Below are 19875 nucleotides of genomic sequence, written 5' to 3'. Positions count from 1 at the left end.
ATCGTACTTAGTCGCAAGGCTAGCTGTTTAGGAACCCAGTAACAGAACGGAACCCCACCATGGAAAAGGGAATAAGCAAGGATAACATCCTGGCTCTATGCTTGTCAAAAATCGAGGACAAGATTCATCGGCTGCAGGAGGAAATTTCTGGCCTGCAAAAGGCGAAGGAAGAAGAAACCAAAAGCAGTGCCGGAGACAAGTACGAAACAGGTATGGCCATGATCCAACTCGAGGAGGCCAAACTCAACCGTCAACTGGAACAAGCCCGGAAAGAAAATCAAGTGTTGCTCCAAATTCAGGATCCCGGACCAGCTGGATTGCCTAAATCTTTAGGTCGCCTTTACCATACCTCATCTGGTGTGTTTTTTACCGCCATTGGCTTGGGTGCTATATCCATAGATGGAACTTCCGTTTTTGTATTATCTCCCGGGTCTCCCATGGGCCAGCTACTCGCTCAACAAAGCGAAGGAAGCTCCTTTCAATTCAACGGCAAATCATTTCAGGTAAACATCTGCGAATGAGGTTTTTGCGCGGATGAAATATTTATCCATAGGGAAGGCAAGTGCCTCTCTTGGGCAAATTGATCAAGGATTTTGAAAGCGGGTGACGTATCTTACTGTTTTCATTATTAACCTTAAACATTCATCCAAATGAAAAGCACCTCTATTTTGCGTACCCTTTTACTAAGCTGTTTTCTAACCGCTTTCGCCTTTATGGCAAGCGAAGAAGTAAAAGCCCAATGTGGCCCGAACGACTTTTTCATTCACAACTACACTACCTGTGATTACGACTGGAACCTTCAGTACACGTTTGCTCCAGGCACCTGTAACTATGCCGGGAATTTGGCCGGAACTGTTCCTGCTGGCGGTGTACAGTGTATTACTCTTCCCGCCGGAGCCCATGGTTATGCCATCCGTGTATATGGCAACCCTTATGGACCCGTTGATGCTACGGTAGGATTACCTTGTGTAGCACCTGGGACTGTACAACCTGTTTCCGATTGCAACATTCCTGGAAATACCAATACGGTGAGCTATACCTCCTGGATGAACGGAGGAATCAAAATCTATTAGACTTTACACTATCGGCCAGATGCCTCTTTTTCCTGAGAGGCCTTGGCCAAGTTTGTTTTATCCCAAAGGGTCCATTTCGGACCCTTTTCTTTTTTCCGCCTCTTCCATTTGGGCGGTTTTCAGCACATTAGGGATATATATCTCTTCCTTGGGGAGGTGAACTGCTGCTATAGGGTAATTTCAAATGGCAGATAAAGGCACCCATGTTACCTTGCTCGTCCAATATTAACCTCTAATCTATATCCAATTATGAGCAACTTTACTTTGCGAGCCCTATTCCTCGGGTGTTTCCTAACCGTTTTCTCGCTACTGGTAAACCTCGATGCCAACGCCCAATGCGGCCCTAACGATTTTGTATTACACAACTCTACCAACTGTCCCTACAACTACAATATGCAATACACTTTTGCTCCCGGGACCTGCAATTTTGCAGGAAACATGACTGGAGTGGTTGCTCCTGGAACAACGCTTTGTTTGACTATGCCTCCCGGAGCCTTTTGCTATTCCGTGAGAGTATATGGAGCTCCTTATGGACCGATTGATGCTACCGTTGGTCTTCCTTGTCAGGCCCCAGGAACTACCCAAGGTGTTTCCGATTGCAATAACCCAAATACTCCTATTGTCAACACCGTTCAATACTCCCACTGGGTGATTGGCGGAAATTGGTATTCTGGAGTTAAGATCTACTAGTTTCTCTTATTTACTTTAAGATGAGAGAGCCGTTCCTTCTCCTTTTAGGTTGGGGGACGGCTTTTTTTATGCCATTTTTATATCCAGCACCTGGAGCTGAATGGACGTTTGGCCTTGCCAGTGATTCTCTTCTAGGCAAAAGGCCATATCGAAAGGCTTTTTAGAGGAAATCCGCTCATGCCATTTTCCCAAACCAAAACCAATTCCTCCAAATCGAATACTGCGATGATGGGGCTGATAGACATAAAGTTTTAAGTGGTCTCCAAACTCACCCACCGCCTTGCTATAACCTGTATCTACAACATTGCGAGCCACAAAAACGGGATTTAAATTTTTGGGACCAAAGGGCGAAAATCGCTTTAGGATTCGGAAGAACTTATCGGTGATATCCGCCAAATCCAATTCCATTTCCACCGTAATTATCGGACGAAGTTGATCTTCAGAAATACGCTCACTTACCACTTCTTCAAAACGTTTAGCGAAGCCTTCTACTTTTTCCACATTCAGGGTCATTCCGGCAGCAAAAGCATGCCCGCCAAATTGCTCCAAGAAGGGAGAGCACTCTTCCAGCGCCGAGTGAATATCAAATCCTGATACGGATCGAGCTGAACCTACCGCCTTTCCATCTACCCCTGTCAACACCACAGTAGGGCGATGGTAATTTTCGATAAGTCGGGAGGCTACAATTCCGATTACTCCTTTGCTCCACCCTTCGCGGTACAAGACGGTAGATTTTCGGTTTTTCAGCTCCTTGTGTTCGATCATCTCCAGGGCCTCTTCGGTAATGGATCGATCCAGGTCGCGCCTTTCAGCATTTCGCTCCTCAATTATCGCCGCTGTTTCAAGGGCAGCAGACTCAGAATCTGAAAGCAGCATTTCAACGGCCAATTTACCATGCTCTATTCTTCCAGCTGCATTGATTCTTGGCCCCAGGGTAAAGACTACATCTGAAACAGTGAAAGGCAACTTCTTGCCCGCCTTTTCGATCAAAGTATAAATCGCTTTACCAGGATCGTTGTTAAGCTGCTCCAGGCCAAAATGAACCAACACCCGGTTTTCACCCGTTATAGGAACAATGTCACAACAGGTGCTGATGGCTACCCACTCCAAAAAAGGCTGAATGGCTTCGAAAGGCATGTCCATCTGCTCAGCAATGGCCGAAATCAATTTAAAGCCAATGCCGCATCCCGTTAACTCGTCGTAAGGATAAGTGCAGTCTGATCTTTTGGGATTGAGAATGGCCACAGCTGCGGGCAATTCTTTCTCAGGAAGGTGGTGATCGCAAATGATGAAATCAATGCCTTTTTCGGCGGCAAAATTCACTTCCTCGAAGGCCTTAATGCCACAGTCTAAGGCAATGATCAACTCACATTTGTTTTCCTCCGCAAACAAAATTCCCTGCTTTGAAATTCCATATCCCTCGGAATACCGATCGGGAATGTAAAAGTGAATGTGACCTGGATAAATTTTCTCAAGGAAGGAATACATCGTCGCGACCGAAGTAGTACCATCTACATCGTAGTCACCAAAAACGAGGATCCGCTCTCCGTCTTGCATGGCCTTCATTATTCGATCGGCAGCTATTTCCATATCCTTCATCAGCCAAGGGCTATGCAAATCGGTCCATTGAGGACTAAAAAAATGCTTGGCTTCATCGTAGGATTTAAGACCGCGTAAGGCCATCAGGTTGGCAATTCTCTCCTCTACGCCCAATTGCTCACGCAATAGCCGAACCACGCCCGGATCAGGGGCAGGTAGGATGTCCCAGTGTTTTTTCATAGGAATGTGTTAAGGTTGATTTGGCGGTAAAAGTAGAAAAAATGAGGCTTTAGGGGCAGAGTTCGAGATCCGCGATTCGAGAAGCGACATTCAGTGATATCATGAAGAACCCCGTATTTCCTTTCTCAGATTCCAAAATTCGAAATTCAGAATTCAGAATTCTATTTCAATAAAAGCTTACTTAATACTCTTAGCTTCCTCGTCAAGGATTTCGAAGAGCTGATCCAAATTGGGTGTGAGGATAATCTCGATTCTTCGGTTTTTGGCTTTAGCCGCTGCTGTGGTTGCCGGATCCACGGGTACAAACTGACTTCTTCCTGCAGCCGTGAGCAAAGAAGGATCAATGCTTGAGTTCTCCAACATGAGCTTTACAACGGCCGTGGATCTCATAACGGAAAGATCCCAGTTGTCTTTGATGCAACCCGCTCCGCTCATCGGATCAATATCTGTGTGACCTTCTACCAAAATGGTGATGTCTTTTTGATCCTGAAGCACCTTGGACAAGTCGACCAAAGCTTGTTTTCCTTCCGCATTTACCTGGGTACTTCCACTTGGGAATAGAAGCTTGGCTTCCATAGAAACAACGATGCGACCATTCTTTTGGGTTACGGTCAAACCTTTGCCTTTAAAGTTGAGCAGAGCTTCAGCCACTTTGTCCTTCAAGGCTCTCACTGCGGCATCCTTTTGAGCAATAATTTCTTCCAATTCGTTGATTCGGGCCTCCCGCTTTTGAAGGGCTTCATCTTTGGCAGTCAGTTCTTCACTGGTTGCATTAAGTCGAGCTTCCAAATCAGCCAATTCAGCTTCTTTGAGCTTCAATTGATCTTCTTTGGCCTGCAAGTCTTCCTGGGCCCGAATCATTTCTTCCAGCAGCTTTTTGTTTTCACGCTGACTCACGGCCGATGATTTCTCTTGGTTTTCCAGCAACTGAGCTTTAAACTCTTCCAATTGCTTATAACTGTCTTGCAAAACCTCGTGCTCTCGCTGCAGCTGAGCGTAATCCTGACTTACCTTGTCCAGGTCTTTCGACAACTTATCTACTCGAGCCGTTAGTTCTTTTTTCTCGGTTTCCGTATCCTTCAGAGATCCAGAGAGGTAATCCCTTTCAGATTCACTTTTGTCGTAATTCTTCTGAAGTTCGGCGTATTTCTTTTGAGGAACACAACCCACCATTGCCCCGGCGATTAGGGCAAACACGAACAACTTACTCATAGATTTCATCGGCCACCAATTTATCATAGTAGCAAATATCAAGAAATGGAAGGCCCTTAAATTCGGGTAAAGGGGATTTTATAAACAGCCGAAAGTAGATTGTGAATAATCTACCAGCTTTGGTCCACTAAATATTGGGCAATTTGAACTGCGTTGGTAGCTGCACCCTTACGGAGATTATCGGCTACTATCCACATGTTCAGCGTGTTTTTCTGAGATTCATCGCGTCTCAAACGACCCACGAAAACTTCATTCTTTCCCTGAGCGAAAAGAGGCATAGGGTATTGATTCACGTCTGGATTGTCCTGCAATTTGATTCCAGGTGTATCCGCCAATAGCTGACGAACTTCGTTGAGATCGAAATCCTGTTCAAATTCCACGTTTACCGCTTCGGAGTGTCCTCCTTGTACAGGAACACGAACCGCTGTAGCCGTTACTCTAATTTCAGGGCGATTTAGAATTTTGCGGGTTTCGTTAACCAGCTTCATTTCCTCCTTGGTATAGCCGTTGTCCTGGAAGACATCACAGTGAGGCAAGCAGTTTTGATCGATGGGGTAGGGATAAGCCATCTCCCCTTTATCACCTGCACGCTCGTTTTCCATTTGACGAACCGCACTCACCCCAGTTCCGCTGATGGACTGGTAGGTAGAAACTACAATTCGCTTAATTCCGTAGCGCTTTTCCAGGGGAGCCAAAGCCAATACCATTTGGATAGTAGAGCAATTGGGGTTGGCGATAATCTTGTCCTCGGGAGTCAAATCGGAAGCATTAATTTCAGGAACCACCAATCTTTTTTGAGGGTCCATTCTCCAGGCAGAAGAGTTGTCCACTACCGTAGTGCCAGCCTCCGCAAAGCGAGGAGCCCATTCCAGGGATACCGATCCACCGGCAGAAAAAAGAGCCAGATCCGGTTTCTTTTCAAGTGCATCTTGAAGGGTGCAAACTGTGTATGAACTTCCTCTGTAGTCCACCTTGCTTCCCGCTGATCTTTCAGATGCAACCGGAATCAATTCTGTTACTGGAAAATCAAACTCTTCCAGAACCTTCAACATCACTTGACCAACCATTCCAGTTGATCCAACCACTGCTACTTTCATCTTTATTCTTAAAACTTCCTTAAAGCGTGGCAAAAGTACGAATAGTTACCTTTGTGCGAATCAATAGCATGAGCCTAACACGCATCCTTCTGTTTGGGGTTTTACTCCTTATCTCATTTTCTGGAATCAGCCAAGTGCAGGACGATTTTCGGGACGGTGATTTTACCAACAATCCAACTTGGGTGGGTGACACGGCGAAGTTTCGGGTAAATACGGCCATGGAGCTTCAACTTTTTGATACCTCTAAATCAAGTCCGGCCTACCTGGTCACACCAAGCAAAGCCATTTACAAAGCCTCCTGGGAGTTTAAATTTCGGTTGGATTTTGCTCCTTCTAGTAACAATTATGCCCTGGCCTATCTGGGCGCACAAAAGCAAGACCTCAGCAGCTCACCTGATGGCTATTACGTTAGATTAGGAGGTGTGGGTGGCTCCGCTGATGATTTTAGTCTTTATAAAAGATCGGGATCAACCAACACAAAAATCATTGACGGAAAGGATAGCCTCGCAGCTTTCGCTCCATCAGGGTGGATTAAGGTGACCCGGGATAGTGCAGGCAACTGGGAGTTGCTGGTAGACACCTCATCCACGCGTAGCGGATATGTTTCACAGGGAACTGTTTTTGACAACGATCACCTGCTTTCCGAGTATTTTGGATTCTACTGCCGCTATACTACCACCCGATCCGAATTGTTCTTTTTTGATAGTGTCAACGTCACCGGTTCCTATTACCAGGATACGACAAAGCCTGTTGTACAAGCCATTCAGTTGCTTTCGGACCAAGCCATCGATGTGGTATTTTCAGAAAATGTAGATCCGACAACAGCACAATCCGTAAACAATTATCAGGTCACCTTAGGAATTGGGAACCCCAGTTCCGCGCAAATCGATGCGACCGATTCTTCGCTGGTTCACCTGCAATTTGCATCCTCTTTTCCGTCGGGGGTACAACATCAAATCATCATTAGTGGTGTAGCTGATCGCAACGGAAATGTGATGGGTACCCATCAAGAGCCTTTTACCTGGATTACTTATGATCCATTGACTCCAGGAGACGTTGTGATCAATGAAATTTTTGCCGATCCCTCACCGCCAGTTGCATTGCCCGAAAAAGAATTTGTAGAGTTACTCAATCTGACTGGAAAAACCTTTAACCTCCAAGACGTCACTTTCTCCGACCCAAGTAAAACGGCCACCATTGGAAACTACATCCTCGATCCTAACGAATACGTCATTCTCTGCTCCAGTAGTGACTCAAGCCTTTTTGCTCCTTATGGAAAAGTGATTGCAGTAACGAATTTCCCGTCACTCAACAACTCGGGTGACGTTCTTACCCTGGCCGACAAAAATGGGGTAACCATAGATGAGGTAGCCTATACGGACTCCTGGTATGGCGACCCGGATAAGGAAGATGGAGGTTTTACTTTAGAGCTCATACACCCCAATAATCCATGTGGCGGTGGATCTGCCAATTGGAGTGGATCAAATGATGTGGATGGCGGTACTCCCGGTAGAAAAAATAGCGTGTACGACACCGTTCCTCCCACAACGCGGCCCGTTATCACCTCAGTTCAAGTTACTCTACCCTATGAATTACAGCTCAGTTTTTCCGGGCCCATGGACAGTGCAAGCCTGATTAATGCAACTTACCACCTTACACCCAACAACAATAGCGTTATACAGGTCTTGGTGCCAAGTAACCCCTCACAAAGTGCCCGGGTCAAGCTTTTTACCAGCTTGGAAGTGGGAGTGGTTAATTACCTCTCCATATCTGGAGCAACCGATTGCTACGGGAACCTTATTACCTCCGATAGTGTTGCCTTTGGCCGTGGTGCCCTGCCAGGTAGCTACGACATCGTAATCCATGAGTTGTATCCCGATCCGGACGAGAGTAAATCATCCTTACCTGAATACGAGTTTATCGAATTGTATAATACTACCGATAAACTTATCAATCTGATCTCCTGCACCATTTCAGACCCAAGCACCTCTGCATCGCTTGATGGTCTAACTATTCTTCCTAAAGGTTACCTCATCCTTTGCGATGAAGCCGCCGTTTCCGAATACCGTTCTTATGGTGAAACCGTCGGGTTAAAAGACTGGCCTTCGCTTAACAATTCAGGAGACGATCTTGTGCTTGCCCGTGGAAATCTTACCATTCATGAAGTGAGTTACAGCTCTGAGTGGTACGGTGATGAATCAAAAAAAGACGGCGGATGGACGCTCGAAATGGTCGACGATGCCAACCCATGTGGCGAAGCCAATAACTGGCGTGCCAGCATTGACGAAGAAGGTGGAACTCCGGGAAAGGTCAACTCTATTAGAACCAGCAATCCGGATGAAACGGCGCCCGAAATTGTACGAGGCGGAGCCATTGAAGAGAAAAGACTTTTTATTCAATTTAATGAAGCCGTATCTACGACCGACCTAGATGACATTCAAATCAAGGCCTCGCCTCGAATTTTGATGGACTCCCTGTACTTTACCGACCGAAAGACATTAGAAATCACCCTCCACAGCGCCTTAACCCTCAGCAGGTTTATACCCTGACCATCAATGGAATTCATGATTGTGTGGGAAATACAGCAACTGACTTAACCGTAGAGCTGGGCTTGGCTGAAACTGCGGAAAGTGGTGACTTGGTAATTAATGAAGTGCTCTTTGACCCTCAATCGGGAGCAAGTTCGGATTATGTCGAGCTTTATAATCGTTCTAAGAAAATTTTGGATTTACAGAATTGGCAGCTCTGTGAGTTCGACTATGTAAAAGACACCCTGGATGGTTGCAAAATCATTTCCGAAACTCCTTATCCTCTATTTCCCGGAGCTTTTGTGCTAATTAATAAGGATAATGCCGAAATCAAGAGGATTTATCCAACACATGACGAGAAGGCCTTTATCCAGCTTGCAAGCCTTCCTACCATGTCCAACGATGCCGGGGCTGTAGTAGTGCTTAACGATACCGCCGTTCAGATTGATCGATTTGATTACACCAGTGATATGCACAATGCCTTGATCCGCGATCCGGACGGTGTGGCTTTGGAGCGAGTAGATTACGATTTACCCACCCAGGATATGGGCAATTGGAACAGCGCCGCACAAAGTGTTGGATACGGGACTCCAGGTTTGGAGAACTCACAATTTTTGCCCGCCAGAGATTTTAGCAATCAATTCACAGTGGAACCCGAAACTTTTTCTCCGGATAACGATGGATTTGATGATGTAGTCCATTTGAACTACAACCTAAACAAAGATGGCTTTGTAGCCCAAGTTCAGGTCTACGATACTGAAGGCCGATTGATCCGCGATTTAGCCAACAATCAACTTCTTGGCGTTCAGGGAACTATCACTTGGAATGGCGATAATGACGACGGTCAAAAGGCCAGCACAGGTATCTATATCTTCTTTATTGAACTGGTCGACCCCGATGGCCATACCGAACGCGTGAAAAAAACCTGCGTGTTAGCGGTAAAATTTTAATTTTATATATCCTAATATACAGTTAACAATACGACATTTGCAACTGTATACTTTTGCAAAAAATTGTTTAGTCAAATGAAAAAGCTATTTACTCTGTTAACGGTGCTTGCTTTGAGCCTTTCTGGAATGGCCCAAATCGTGATCACCGAAATCAGTTACAATCCTCCCGAATCGGGATCGGATTCAACCGAATTCATTGAAATTCTGAATACCGGATCATCTACTGTTAACTTGAACGGTTACCAGTTTACCTCCGGTGTTGTTTATACCTTCCCATCCATTAACCTGGCATCGGGAGCTTACTTAGTAATTGCCGTTGATTCAGTTGCTATTATGAATGTTTATGGAGTTGCTGCTCGTCAGTGGTCTTCAGGTGGATTGTCAAACGGTGGTGAGCCTATCGCACTTAAGACCAGCACAGGTGTCTTGGTGGATTCACTTCGCTACGACGATGTTTCTCCATGGCCTACCAGCCCTGATGGTGGTGGTGCTTCTTTGGTGTTGTGTGACTCTACAGCTGATAACACCAATGGTGCAAACTGGTCAGCTTCTACGACCCTTGTAACCGGAAAAATTGTAAACAGCAAGCAGGTTTACGGTTCTCCTGGAACCAGAGATGCTGGATGTACCAGTACTCCTCCTCCTCCCGCTTCTATTCCTACTTACCCAATTGGTACAGTAACCTCAAGCGATCCACTTGGAGTAGTTGACTCCAACAATGTAGAGTGTCGTTTGGTAGGTATCGTACAGGGTATTGATATTGGAGGAAGCAGCGCTACCCAGTTCCACTTGAACGATGGAAACGGTATCGTAGTTCGTAAATCTGGTGGCTTCACCCCTTCTTATACTGTAACTGAAGGTGACTCTGTCGAAGTTTACGGAACTGTTGGTCATTTCAACGGATTGATCCAGTTGAACGCTGACTCCATGAACGTGTTGGCTACTGGAAAAGCAGCTCGTATGCCTATGTTGGTTGCTGAGCCTAATGAAACCTACGAAGCAGAGTTGATCCGTGTAGACTCGGTAACCATTATCGGTGGTTCATGGCCTTCTCCAGGAAGCAGTGCAAACATGACTGTTGCTTCTACCAAGTTGGATACTTTCACCATGCGTGTTGATCGCAACACCTTGGTTGATGACAGTGTTACTGTTGCTCCAGTTGGAATGTTTGACGTAATCGGGTTTGGTGGTCAGTTTGACTTCAGCTCTCCTTACGATGAAGGATACCAATTGGTTCCTCAGGTAAAAGGACACATAATTCCTCACACTACTGCACCTCCTCCCCCACCAGCAGCTCTTCCTACTTATCCTATTGGAACGGTAACCACTGTTGATGTTAACGGAGAAACAGATTCATTGAATGTTAAATGCCGTATTACAGGTATTGTACACGGTGTTGACTTAAGCGGAACTTCTTCCAGCAGCAACACCTTCACCATTACTGATGCTTCTGGTGGAATCGGTGTATTTAAAGGTGGTGGATTTACTCCTGCCTATACCGTACGTCAAGGTGATTCAGTTGAAGCTTGGGGAAGTATTTCTCAGTATAACGGATTGACTCAATTCTCTCCTGACTCAATGAACGTTTTGGACAGCATGAAAATGCCAGATACTCCAATGAAGGTTTCTGCCTTGGGTGAGTCTACTGAATCTCGTGTGATCCGTATTGACAGCGTAGAATTGGTAGACGCCAATCAGTGGCCTGCAACCGGAAGCAACTCCAACGTTCAAATTCGCACCTTGGCTGGTGATACTTTAACTATGCGTATCGACAAGGATACTTACATCGATGACAGCGTTGCTGCTCCGGTAGGTAGATTCGACGTTTGTGGTATTGGCGGTCAGTTTGACTTTAGCTCTCCTTACTTTGACGGATACCAAATTATTCCTCAATTTACGAAGGACATTAAGCCTCATCCAGCGGCTACTTGTAACGATCCAAGCGCTTTGGGTGCGACTAACATCAGCGATGTTTCTGCTGAGTTGACCTGGACAACTGGTGGATCTAACGAATGGATGATCGAATGGGGAACTCAAGGATTTACTCCTGGAACAGGAACTCGTGTTCACTCCATCACAAACCCTCACCTGTTGAGTGGTTTGACTCCAAACACCGCTTACGACTTCTATGTACAGGATAGCTGTGCAACCATCGGTTTGAGTAACCAAGTTGGTCCTTTCACCTTTACTACTTTGGCTGCTCCTAAGCCACTTCCATTGTACCCAATTGACGTTCTGCGCACCGTTGACGCTAACGGAGAGCCTGATTCAAACAACGTTGATTGTCGTATTGTAGGTACTGTATTTACGCCTGACTTTGATGGAAACAACGGAATTAGCTTCTGGATTCAAGATGGAACTGCTGGAATCAACGTTTTCAACTTCAACGATGTAAGTAACTACGTAGTTGAAGAAGGTGACTCAATCATGGTTTGGGGTTCTGTTGGATTCTACAACGGATTGACCGAAATGATTGCTGACTCTATTCAGGTGTTGGCTACTGGCAAAATGATCGAAGGTCCTTGGGACGCTGACGAGTTGGATGAAGACACCGAAAGCGAGTGGATTTCTATCTGTAACGTTAAGTTGGCTGATCCTTCTGAATGGCCTGCGGCTGGAAGCAACGCTAACGTGAACATCGTTACTATGGACAACGATACTTTGACTATGCGTATAGACAAGGACGTATTCATCCAGGATTCTATGCCAAACCCTCCTTCTGGAATGTTTAGCGTAATGGGTGTTGGAAACCAGTTTGACGCAAGTTCTCCTTACTTCGATGGTTACCAAATCAATCCACGTTCTCACCTGGACTTTGATACTTCTGTATGTGGTACTCCAACTGCAATCACTGTAGACAGCGCTGGCAAAACTACTGCCGCTATCAGCTGGACTTCAGGTGGTGGTTCTGAGTGGGATATCCGTTGGTACCAAAATGGAACTCCAGTAGATTCAGCTATGGGCTTAACTTCTACTAACTACTCCATTACTGGTTTGACAGAAAACACTACTTACGAAGTATGGATTTTTGAAGTATGCGACTTGCACTGCTCTGAGTGGACCGGTCCTGAATCCTTTACTACCGATTCTACGGCTACTGGCCCTGACGGAGTAAATGAATTGAACGGAAAGTCTCAAGCATTGGTTGCTTACCCTAACCCTAACAACACTGGAACTTTGATGCTGAACAAAACCGTAAACGTTGTGATCAACAACTTGCTCGGTCAGCCAGTATTGCGTTCTAATGACTCTAACACAATCGATATTAGCGGTCTTGACACAGGTATCTACCTAATCTTGACTGATGAATACGAAGCTGTTCGTCTGATTGTAAAATAAGGACTGAACAATTCCAATAAATTGAAACCGCTCTTCGGTCATCCGGAGGGCGGTTTTTTTATTCCTTTGTTTCCCGTATGAAGGCAGAATGGATAATCGTTGGACAAGGCTTGGCTGGCAGTTGCATCGCTCGGCAAATGGAGGCACAAAACATGGATTTTTTGTTGGTGGACAACCAACTGGAAAGATCTTCATCGCTCGTGGCAGCGGGTCTCTATAATCCTGTTGTTTTTCGAAAATTCAATCTCTCCTTTCAGGCTAAGAAATTGGTTCCCTACTTAAGGAAATTCTTCGGCCAAATTGAATCCGAATTTGGGGTAGAGGTTCACCAGGATCTTCCCATCTACAAGCTCTTCCATTCTCATGAAGAGGCCAATAACTGGGCGGCTCGATGCACCGAACCCGGATTTGATGCTTTTATGGATAAGGACCTCCTCCCTGCTGGTTTTGTAGAATCAGCGGAGTGTTCTTTTGGAGCTGGGAGAGTGAAGCAGGCTGGACGTGTAAACCTACCCTTGCTTTTACAAACCCTTCAAGCCTATTTTCTTGAAAAGAGTCTTTTGGTAACAGGGGAGATACAAGATCTACAAGCCAATACCGAGGGATTTGAATTGAGCCTAACCGATGGTAAGACTATCCAGGGTCAAAAGGTTATTCTTTGCGACGGCCACCTGGCCAAAAACGAAAACTGGTTTAGCTATCTACCCCTGGGAGCAACCAAAGGTGATGTTCTTACGGTAAAAATTCCAGGATTGAAAACAGATGGAGTCCTCAATAAAGGATTCTTTATCCTGCCCTTAGGCGATGATCTGTTTCGAGTGGGAGCGACCTATGAATGGGGTAATTCCAGTTACGACCTGTCTGAGAAAGGCCGCCAGGAACTCCTGGAAAAATTAGAAGGCGTAGTTCAATTGCCTTACGAAGTAATCGACCAACAATCGGGCTTAAGGCCCACCGTGGGCGATCGACGCCCATTAATTGGGGAGCACCCTAAACAAAAAGGACTCTACACTTTTAATGGTTTGGGTTCCAAAGGGGTAATGCTGGCTCCTTACTATTCCGAACATATGGTGGACTACCTGCTGGGAAAATCAGAATTGGATCCGGATGTGGACTTAAAACGCTACGAACACCATTGGGAGAAAAACCAAAAACCCGCCTCTGGAAATTAATCCAAAGACGGGTCTCTATATTGGGGGCCCTTACCGACTTCTATCGTTCAATACTGATTCTTTCGGTTTGCAGATAACCTTCTGCTGTGGATAGTTCAACTACGTAAATTCCCACAGGAACTTCGCTTAAGTCGAGACTCACCAACCCGCTTCCAGATTTAACCACTTGGTATACCAGTTGACCTGAGGTGCTAAACACCCGAACTTGCAAATCTCTATCTTCAGCCGTTTCGCTCACCAAATTGATCAACCCAGTACTTGGGTTTGGATACAAGTGGTAATCGTCGTCCTGAGTCTTTGCTCCGGATACTTGTTTGCCATTTTCACCGGTTTCAACCACGGTCATCACCGCATCGGATGATCTTTCCGGTCCACCTTTTGGCGAAGCACAAGCATCACATACCTCTACCTCTGGGCATTCCCATCCAGTGATATAGGAACCAGCAGTTCCGGCTGTTGCTCCCCAATTACCTAAGGCATGAGGGGCCCAGGAAGATTTGTTTCGAACAATTCCTGCAGCACCACCATTTAGACCATAGGTAACCCCTGACAGGGTAACGTTAGAAAGAACAGCTCCGGCAGCTCCACCGCCACCTGGGCCATGAGAGGTAGAAGAGGTCCAGTTTCCACAGTCACCTCCATCACCACCATTAACCAAAACGTTTAGGCTGCTCAAATTTCCGTTGTCTACGTCGATCAATACCTGGCCACCGGCACCACCACCGCCGGCACCATCGATACCGTATCCGTGAGGTGTGCTTCCATTAGCATCAGCAGCAGTATTACCATTTCCGATAATGCTCTGGCCGTTACCCAGTACAAAACAAGACTTAAGGAATACCATTCCTCCACCTTCTACACCAGGAGTAGAAACGTTGTTGTTCTGATGGCCACCGCCACCACCGCCTCCGAGGAAGGCTTTGTTGAAGGATAGGATTCCGGTAGCAAGCGGAGCACCACCAACACCACCGTAGGCATTGTTTCCTGTGGTTTTTCCACCTGTTCCACCCGTTCCGTAATGGCCACCACCGGCTCCACCGGCATTTTGGGTGTTTCCGCCACCACCACCGTTGGCTTGTTTACCCATTCCAGCTTCCTGGCCGGTAATGAACAGATTGATGCTTTCGCCTTTATCTCCGGCATAGTTTGTTGGAGAAGCGAAATAAGGGAATCCGGTATTGGCAGGAGCACCATTAGTAGAAACGGCACCGCCTTTAAACCCTTGGCCAGATACATTGATATCGGCAGCAAAGAAGGTTCGGTATCTTGCTTCTAATGCAACAACTCCACCCGTGTTTCCATTCCAGGATACCGCGTTGATATCACCTACAATTTTCACACTTCCATATACCGGAACCCTTACTAACTGCACCAGTCCTGAAGGAGTATAAGATCTTGTTAAAAGGCCATTGAGCACAATGGTATTTCCGCTCACCGCATATACATCTGCAAATTCATAGTTACCCGCATCGTTGTATGAGGTAATGTCTCCATAAGTAGCAGAAGAAGTAGAGGTGCTGTTAATCGAGGCTCCTTTCATCTGAATGATCAAAACCCGGTCACCTACTCGGTAAGCAGAAGCATTGGCCACATCCAAGTAGGTGTAGCAATCCTGAATCCAAATAGAGGCGACAGCTGTATAATCATTGATCACATCTTCCACACATGTTTCTGCTTCCGGACACTTCCAGCGGTCCCAGGTACCACCAATAGTTCCATTGGTTGCGTTGTAATTTCCATTAGGTGCAGGAGTTTGAATCGGAGAGTTGTTCATCACCACGATTCCGGCATTTCCGCCAGCCATGTTTAGCGTATTCACCACTACAGCCTGATTCGTTAAAAAGGCACCACCAGATCCACCGCCACCAGGGCCGTGAGCGCGGCTCAACCAGTTTCCTGCATTTCCACCGCCACCACCGATTACTTCGATGTTTACGGAGCTCATGTCCGGATTATCCACTCCAATAGCTACTGTACCAGCGGCACCACCGCCACCGGCTCCATCAATGTAGTAATAGCCTGAAGAAGGACCCGCACTCACATCCAAGGCACGACTTCCATTGGAGCGAATCACATAATCGTCGGAAGAGACAACTTGACAAGCCTTAAACAGAACGATACCACCACCGTTGGCACCTGGGTTAGACAAGTTGTTGTTTTGCTGGCCTCCGCCACCACCTCCACCGAGGAAGATTTTTTCATTGTTCAAAATAGCCGTGCTCATAGGAGCTCCACCAACACCGCCGTACGGATTGTTAGCTGTTGTGTTTCCACCGTTTCCTCCCGTGCCGTAGTTACTACCACCAGCACCACCAGAGTTCACGGTATTTCCACCTCCACCACCATTGGCTTGTTTGCCCAATCCGGCTTCTTGCCCGGCAATGGTCATGTTGATGCTTTCCCCCTTTTCTCCAGCATAGGTAGTAGGTGCTGCGAAATAAGGAAAGTTGGTTCCAGACGGAGCGCCATTGAGAGATGGATTACCACCACGAAAACCCAATCCAGAAACATCGATATCGGCTTGCATGGAAACCGTTCCGGTAGCTTCAAATACCAAAACACCACCCATGCTACCGTCCCAGCCATAGGCAGTAAGAACCCCACTAACCACCACGTCGTTGTACTGCGGCACGGTGATAAGCTGCACCAAAGAACTTGGGTCGTAATTTCGGATTAAGGCCTCATTCAGAAATACCGAATTGCCTGCCACGTAATTGACCGTTGCAAATTCGTAGTTACCGGCATCATTGTAAGACGTGATATCGCCGTAGGTTGTTCCCGATGAGGAAGTCGAATTGATCGTGGCTCCCTTCATCTGAATAATTAATACACGATCACCTGAACGAAACAAGGAGGCATCGTTGACTTCAATTTCTGTGGAACAATAGTCCACGTTGATGTTGGATACAGGAGTGTATCGGTTGATCACTCCCGAAATGTAGCTCTGTGCACTCGCTATGGAGCCCAACAGAATCAGCAGGCATAAAGGCGCTGCGTACATAAATTTTTTCATTGTCATTGATTTAAGTGTTGATAGTGATACTTCTTCGTCCTATTTGTAGGGCCCAAAACAGGGACGAAGAGCTTTCCCTCCTCTTCTCTTCATCAAGAGATTTCGGAAAGAGAGAGACTGAAATTAGTTCTTTGGCAAGCCAGTTCATTCCGGTTTTTAGGCAGTCTCCTTATTTCTTTAGCGAAGCTTCCCCTTTTTTGATTGAAGCCCAATAACCCTTAAGGAACCGGAAATGGTTAATTTCGCCGTCAAATCCACGATTGCTATGGCCCTGTTGAAAATTGAACATTTAGGTATCGCTGTAAAAGACGCTCAACGTTCCAAAGAAGTATTTGAAAAGTTGCTTGGAAATCAGGCAGACAAGGAAGAAACGGTGGCGAGTGAGCAGGTAAACACCATCTTCTATCAATTGGGCGAGTCTAAATTGGAGCTTTTGGAGTCTTTGGATGAAAGCAGTGCCATTGGCAAATACCTGGAAAAGAACCGGGAAGGCATTCATCACATGGCGATTTTGGTGGATGATATTCATGCCGAAATGGAGCGCCTTAGAGGAGAAGGCTTCATCTTCATCAACGAACAGCCCAAGGAAGGGGCAGATAACAAACTGATTGCCTTTATCCACCCAAAGAGTGCCAATGGCATTCTACTGGAACTTTGCCAGGAAAGGGCTTAAATCAAGCCTTACAGCGATATCCGCTCTAAATTTCGATAGGCTTCGGCCAAATCTTCTCCGAAGGAAATGATGCCATCTTCGTGTCCGGCCATGGCCAGAACGCCATCTTGCGGCAAGGAGGTTTCCCGGTAGAGTCGTTGAATTTCGTAAGCCATTTCAGGGGTTCCGTAGGCAACTTCATCAGACGTAGTGGGAATTTGATGCTTGCTTCGCATCCAGAGTTCGTGCTGGTGAATGTGGATAATGGCCCCAATCTTTTCAGAACAGGAATAAACCGCGGCATGACTCATGCTCTCTGAAGACGCTCGAAGTGGACCCAGGCACCAAACGGTATTGGCCGGAATGTCACATTTGAGAACTTCGCAATAATGCTCGGGTTGAGTCTGCTTAAAATGGCCCGTTTGCGTGGATGAAATGATAAAATGATCCGATCTATCCAAGCGAAGAGAAATGTTGCCAAATCCTACCTTATGGACTTTATCGAAGCCTATCCACCCCTTTTGATAGAGCTGATCGCGGTATTGAATCAACTCCTGAATATTTTGAGACGGTGCCGCTCCTTCCTCCCAATGGAGTTGAAACTTAATATATCCTTCGTCTATTGTACTCAAACCTGCTCTGGAAATAATTCAAGTAATCCGGCTTCACTGGCTTCACAAACTCCTCGCTCTGTAATTAATCCGGTGACCAGTCGGGCTGGGGTAACGTCAAAGCCATAGTTGGCCGCAGCGCTTCCTTCCGGAGTAACACGTACCTTGTCCAGGGTTCCATCAGGTCGCTTTCCGTGAATCCAATGCACCTCATCTTCCGACCTCATTTCAATCGGAATTTCTTGCACTCCATCCTTGATCGTCCAGTCGATGGTCGTGGAGGGTAGAGCTACATAAAAAGGAATATGGTTATCAAAAGCAGCTAAGGCCTTTAAATAGGTTCCAATTTTGTTGGCCACATCACCATCCCTTGTGGTGCGATCTGTACCTACAATTACCAGGTCAACCATTCCATGCTGCATAAGGTGACCACCCGTATTGTCTGTAATTACCTGAAACGGGATGCCTTGCTGCTGCAACTCAAATGCGGTTAAGTTGGCACCTTGATTTCGCGGCCGGGTTTCATCTACCCAAACCTCTATGGGGATACCCGCCAATTGAGCTTTGTATACCGGAGCAGTAGCCGTTCCCCAATCGATGCAAGCCAACCAACCGGCATTGCAATGGGTCAAAACACGAACTGGCTCACCCGGTTTCTGATCGGCAATTTTCTGGATCAACTTTAAACCGTGTTCACCAATGTTGCTGCAAATGGCCACGTCGTCTTCAACGATTTGTTCCGCGGTTTTTCTGAAAGCCGCGATTAATTCTTCCCCGGAAAGATCACCCTGAAGGTTTTTCTTTTGCTCATTGAGCGCCCAAAGGAGGTTCACAGCCGTGGGACGCGTCGCTTCCAGAGCGGCAAATCGTTCTTCCAAATAGGCTTTTGGATCGGAGTTTTCCAAGGCTTCCAAACCCGCCAAATAGACACCAAAGGCGGCTGTTGCTCCAATCAAAGGTGCACCTCTTACCCACATGTCTTTTATCGCATATTCAGCATCTTTGCTACTCTTCAAATCGGTTAAAACCGTTTCGTGTGGAAATCGGCGTTGATCAAAGGTTTGTACGATTTTCGGATTATCGGGGTGCAATCCAATCGTTCTTCGGGGTTTACCTCCAAGTATCATTAAGTAGGGATGTTATCGGCTTATCTGTAACCTGCCAGGTATGGATTCCGACCGATTTTGCCGATTCGATATGTTCCAATGTATCGTCCAAAAAGAGGGTTTCTTCGGGTAGCAAAACTTGCTCTTTGAGAACGGTTTTAAATATTTCGGGATCTGGTTTCCGTAGGCCCATGTTGTAGGACAAATAGGCTTTTTCAAATAAATCGGGGAACCAGAGTTCTTGGTCCTCGGCCATCTGAGCAAAGTAAGCTTCCATGTGTGTTGGATTGGTGTTGCTCAGGAGAAACACTCTAAATTCGTTGCTCAACTGCTGAATCAAACTGATTCGTTCGGGCGGCGTATCCAGAAGCGTTAGGTTCCAAATCCGGATAAATTCTTCCTTTTCGAGTTCAAAGTCAAAAGCCTTTTGGAGCTCCTTGATAAAATTGGCCTCGTCGTATTTCCCGGTTTCAAATCCGTGAAGAATCTCCTGCACGTCGGGTTGACGAAAGCGATCGAGAAAATTTCCGGGATAAACTTTTTGAAACTGCTCCAGGGTGAGACCCGGGTCAATATTGATAATGACTCCGCCAAGGTCAAAAATGATGTTTTTTATTTCGCTTCGTGCCGGCATGGGATACAAAAATAGTCAG

General features: G+C 46.3%; 15 protein-coding genes. 8 read left to right on the top strand and 7 right to left on the bottom strand.

Going from position 1 to position 19875, the window contains the following annotated elements; all coding sequences use genetic code 11:
- Positions 1-59: 59 nt before the first annotated feature.
- The 3 genes from KFE98_07770 (at position 60) to KFE98_07760 (ending at position 1763) form a co-directional block, all read left to right on the top strand.
- On the top strand, positions 60-521 hold the full coding sequence (locus KFE98_07770; protein UTW64026.1) for a hypothetical protein: 462 nt from the start codon (positions 60-62) through the stop codon (positions 519-521).
- A 129-nt stretch (positions 522-650) separates the two neighbouring features.
- Complete coding sequence (locus KFE98_07765) at positions 651-1073, top strand: hypothetical protein (GenBank protein ID UTW64025.1); 423 nt, start codon at positions 651-653, stop codon at positions 1071-1073.
- 249 nt (positions 1074-1322) lie between these two features.
- A complete protein-coding gene (locus KFE98_07760; GenBank protein UTW64024.1) occupies positions 1323-1763 on the top strand; it encodes a hypothetical protein in 441 nt (146 codons plus the stop codon).
- Between the two features lie 66 nt (positions 1764-1829).
- Here the strand turns inward: KFE98_07760 and recJ are convergent, their stop codons facing one another.
- The 3 genes from recJ to KFE98_07745 all read right to left on the bottom strand — a co-directional run bounded on the left by recJ (position 1830) and on the right by KFE98_07745 (position 5851).
- Positions 1830-3542: a single-stranded-DNA-specific exonuclease RecJ gene (gene recJ, locus KFE98_07755; protein ID UTW64023.1), complete on the bottom strand. Its 1713-nt coding sequence runs from the start codon at positions 3540-3542 to the stop codon at positions 1830-1832.
- 177 nt (positions 3543-3719) lie between these two features.
- Positions 3720-4763, bottom strand: coding sequence for an OmpA family protein (locus KFE98_07750; GenBank protein UTW64022.1), 1044 nt, complete (start codon positions 4761-4763; stop codon positions 3720-3722).
- Between the two features lie 101 nt (positions 4764-4864).
- Complete coding sequence (locus KFE98_07745; GenBank protein UTW64021.1) at positions 4865-5851, bottom strand: aspartate-semialdehyde dehydrogenase; 987 nt, start codon at positions 5849-5851, stop codon at positions 4865-4867.
- Positions 5852-5877: 26 nt separating this feature from the next.
- On the opposite strand from KFE98_07745, the gene KFE98_07740 reads away from it, so the two are divergent.
- The 4 genes from KFE98_07740 (at position 5878) to KFE98_07725 (ending at position 13840) form a co-directional block, all read left to right on the top strand.
- Positions 5878-8400, top strand: coding sequence for a lamin tail domain-containing protein (locus KFE98_07740; GenBank protein ID UTW64020.1), 2523 nt, complete (start codon positions 5878-5880; stop codon positions 8398-8400).
- Between the two features lie 23 nt (positions 8401-8423).
- Complete coding sequence (locus tag KFE98_07735; protein ID UTW64019.1) at positions 8424-9329, top strand: lamin tail domain-containing protein; 906 nt, start codon at positions 8424-8426, stop codon at positions 9327-9329.
- Between the two features lie 75 nt (positions 9330-9404).
- Positions 9405-12668, top strand: coding sequence for a lamin tail domain-containing protein (locus tag KFE98_07730; GenBank protein ID UTW64018.1), 3264 nt, complete (start codon positions 9405-9407; stop codon positions 12666-12668).
- A gap of 77 nt (positions 12669-12745) precedes the next feature.
- Positions 12746-13840 (top strand): FAD-dependent oxidoreductase, encoded by a 1095-nt coding sequence (locus tag KFE98_07725; protein ID UTW64017.1) that lies wholly within the window; start codon positions 12746-12748, stop codon positions 13838-13840.
- A gap of 40 nt (positions 13841-13880) precedes the next feature.
- On the opposite strand, the gene KFE98_07720 is transcribed toward KFE98_07725, so the two are convergent.
- Complete coding sequence (locus KFE98_07720) at positions 13881-16853, bottom strand: T9SS type A sorting domain-containing protein (protein ID UTW64016.1); 2973 nt, start codon at positions 16851-16853, stop codon at positions 13881-13883.
- 265 nt (positions 16854-17118) lie between these two features.
- Between KFE98_07720 and mce the strand changes: the two genes are divergently transcribed.
- Positions 17119-17526, top strand: coding sequence for a methylmalonyl-CoA epimerase (gene mce / locus KFE98_07715; protein ID UTW64015.1), 408 nt, complete (start codon positions 17119-17121; stop codon positions 17524-17526).
- A gap of 8 nt (positions 17527-17534) precedes the next feature.
- Here mce and KFE98_07710 read toward each other — a convergent pair whose 3' ends face one another.
- Genes KFE98_07710 through KFE98_07700 form a run of 3 tightly spaced genes read right to left on the bottom strand, consistent with a single transcriptional unit; the run spans position 17535 to position 19856 of the window.
- A complete protein-coding gene (locus tag KFE98_07710; GenBank protein UTW64663.1) occupies positions 17535-18128 on the bottom strand; it encodes a class II aldolase/adducin family protein in 594 nt (197 codons plus the stop codon).
- 5 nt (positions 18129-18133) lie between these two features.
- A complete protein-coding gene (gene mtnA / locus KFE98_07705) occupies positions 18134-19243 on the bottom strand; it encodes an S-methyl-5-thioribose-1-phosphate isomerase (GenBank protein UTW64014.1) in 1110 nt (369 codons plus the stop codon).
- Positions 19227-19856 carry an HAD family phosphatase gene (locus tag KFE98_07700; GenBank protein ID UTW64013.1) on the bottom strand — a complete coding sequence of 210 codons (630 nt, stop codon included), beginning with the start codon at positions 19854-19856 and terminating at the stop codon, positions 19227-19229. The genes mtnA and KFE98_07700 overlap by 17 nt, the downstream gene beginning before the upstream one ends.
- Between the last annotated feature and the right edge of the window lie 19 nt (positions 19857-19875).

This window comes from bacterium SCSIO 12741 (assembly GCA_024398055.1).
In the GTDB taxonomy this organism is placed as follows: domain Bacteria; phylum Bacteroidota; class Bacteroidia; order Flavobacteriales_G; family Salibacteraceae; genus SCSIO-12741.
The sequence above is the reverse complement of the archived record's forward strand: the minus strand, read 5'-3'. Positions and strand labels throughout refer to the sequence as shown.

What these genes read in the sequence shown, in the direction of transcription:
- KFE98_07770 (UTW64026.1), top strand. Translation starts at nt 60, where the DNA reads ATGGAAAAGGGAATAAGCAAGGATAACATCCTGGCTCTATGCTTGTCA.
- KFE98_07745 (UTW64021.1), bottom strand. Translation starts at nt 5,851, where the DNA reads ATGAAAGTAGCAGTGGTTGGATCAACTGGAATGGTTGGTCAAGTGATG.
- KFE98_07765 (UTW64025.1), top strand. Translation starts at nt 651, where the DNA reads ATGAAAAGCACCTCTATTTTGCGTACCCTTTTACTAAGCTGTTTTCTA.
- KFE98_07760 (UTW64024.1), top strand. Translation starts at nt 1,323, where the DNA reads ATGAGCAACTTTACTTTGCGAGCCCTATTCCTCGGGTGTTTCCTAACC.
- mtnA (UTW64014.1), bottom strand. Translation starts at nt 19,243, where the DNA reads ATGATACTTGGAGGTAAACCCCGAAGAACGATTGGATTGCACCCCGAT.
- recJ (UTW64023.1), bottom strand. Translation starts at nt 3,542, where the DNA reads ATGAAAAAACACTGGGACATCCTACCTGCCCCTGATCCGGGCGTGGTT.
- KFE98_07720 (UTW64016.1), bottom strand. Translation starts at nt 16,853, where the DNA reads ATGAAAAAATTTATGTACGCAGCGCCTTTATGCCTGCTGATTCTGTTG.
- KFE98_07750 (UTW64022.1), bottom strand. Translation starts at nt 4,763, where the DNA reads ATGAAATCTATGAGTAAGTTGTTCGTGTTTGCCCTAATCGCCGGGGCA.
- KFE98_07700 (UTW64013.1), bottom strand. Translation starts at nt 19,856, where the DNA reads ATGCCGGCACGAAGCGAAATAAAAAACATCATTTTTGACCTTGGCGGA.
- mce (UTW64015.1), top strand. Translation starts at nt 17,119, where the DNA reads ATGGCCCTGTTGAAAATTGAACATTTAGGTATCGCTGTAAAAGACGCT.
- KFE98_07725 (UTW64017.1), top strand. Translation starts at nt 12,746, where the DNA reads ATGAAGGCAGAATGGATAATCGTTGGACAAGGCTTGGCTGGCAGTTGC.
- KFE98_07730 (UTW64018.1), top strand. Translation starts at nt 9,405, where the DNA reads ATGAAAAAGCTATTTACTCTGTTAACGGTGCTTGCTTTGAGCCTTTCT.